The following is a 1766-nucleotide window of genomic DNA, read 5'->3' on the forward strand; positions in this document are numbered from 1 at the left end:
TGCTTATGCGGATGTTGATTACATATTGAGTGAAATGCCAGAGGCAAAGCAAGTGGAATCAGAGCTTCAGGCACATAATACGCAATTACAGAGTCAGCTTCAGGCTAAGTATCAAGAGTATCAGCAAAAATTACAGTCATATCAACAAGGAGCAGCTAGCATGGTAGATGCCATCAGACAGGAGAAAGAAACTGAACTAGCACAATTAGAGCAACGTATTCAAAAGTTTCAGCAAGACGCTCAGACTTCTATACAAAAGAAATCTGCCACGTTAATGGAGCCCCTATATGCTAAAGTAGGTAACATGATTGAAACCGTAGCTAAAGAAAACGGCTATACTTATGTACTTAATGGCCAGGTAGGTGGTATCGATGTAGTACTTTATGCAGATGCTAAACACGATATTTCTGATATGGTACTAAAGAAAATGGGTATTACTCCTAGCAGTAACTAAGATTTAAAAATTAATGTTAAAAACCCTGAATACTTAGTATTCAGGGTTTTTTTGTTTCCGTAAAATCAAGGATATTTATTTAATGAGTATAGTACCACGATCATTAAAAAAGGGAGATAGGGTAGGCCTGGTAGCACCGTCAAGGGTAATCACGAAGGATCAAATGAAGGCAGCTTATGAAATATTAGCTTCCTGGGGCTTAAACGTTCAAGAAGGTAAATCACTATACAATAAATATGGGTATTTCGCTGGTAGAGATGAAGAGCGTTTAGATGATCTACAAAACTTTATTAATGACGAAAACATAGCCGCTATATTTTGTGCAAGAGGCGGGTATGGCATGACCAGAATAGTAGATGAACTTGATCTATCTACTTTGAAAACTACGCCTAAATGGATTATCGGATTTAGTGATATTACCGCACTTCATTTGGCGTTAAACAAAAATGGCCTAGAAAGTATACATGGCCTTATGCCAGTACAATATGGGAAAGATGGCACAAAAGAGTCCTTAGGCAGTTTACAAGAATTGATTTTTCATAATCGTGGAGAAATCATAGCAAATAGAGTCGACTATAATCGGAATGGCAGTGTCTCGGCTGAAATTGTAGGAGGTAATTTATCATTGGTGGCTGAAAGTTTGGGCACGAAGAGTGAGATTGAAACTATAGGTAAAATACTTTTTTTGGAAGAGGTAGATGAGTATTTGTATAAAATCGATCGAATGTTTACCCAACTTCATAGAACAGGGAAACTTAAAGACTTAGCAGGACTGGTGATAGGTGATTTTTCTGATATGAAAGACACAGAGATTAAATTTGGGAAAGATATTCATGAGCTGATTTTAAGCCATGTAAATAAATATGATTATCCGATGGCTTTTGGAATGCCGATAGGTCATGAATCGAAAAATTTAGCAATACCTGTGGGTAGAGTAGTTGATTTTGAGGTAAATTCTAGTAGTACTAAACTGACTTATTAAATAACGTGAGAACTATCCGTTTTATCTTACTTATACTACCTTGGCTATTGCTGGTGGGCTACTTGGTTAAAGAAAACCTTGATTCAGCTGAAACTACAGTGGAGATAGAAACTACAGCTATATTACAGGAAGTAGAAGCCCTGGGTAAGCTCGAGTTAGTAAAATATAACTTCAAGGAAATTACAGAGCTTAAAGAGATCAGTAAAAAGTACCTTCAAATTTTTCAGTTAGGACCAGATTCTAAAATTGCTCTTATAAGCTCTGGTGAAGCGGTAGGTTGTATAGATATGACGCAGCTGAAACTGGATGATATACGCAAGGAGAAAGATA

At 36.8% G+C, this 1766-nt stretch carries 3 protein-coding genes; all 3 read left to right on the plus strand.

Annotated features, from left to right (window positions below; genetic code table 11):
• A partial coding sequence (locus E1176_RS01510) for an OmpH/Skp family outer membrane protein (RefSeq protein WP_155208813.1) occupies positions 1–454 on the plus strand: 454 nt, incomplete at its 5' end.
• An 82-nt stretch (positions 455–536) separates the two neighbouring features.
• Positions 537–1436 (plus strand): S66 peptidase family protein, encoded by a 900-nt coding sequence (locus E1176_RS01515; protein WP_155208814.1) that lies wholly within the window; start codon positions 537–539, stop codon positions 1434–1436.
• A 5-nt stretch (positions 1437–1441) separates the two neighbouring features.
• Positions 1442–1766 (plus strand): DUF4230 domain-containing protein (locus E1176_RS01520; protein ID WP_155208815.1); only part of this gene is annotated, 325 nt, incomplete at its 3' end.

Origin of the sequence: Fulvivirga aurantia, from assembly GCF_009711475.1 — a bacterium.
GTDB classification, from domain to species: Bacteria; Bacteroidota; Bacteroidia; order Cytophagales; family Cyclobacteriaceae; genus Fulvivirga; species Fulvivirga aurantia.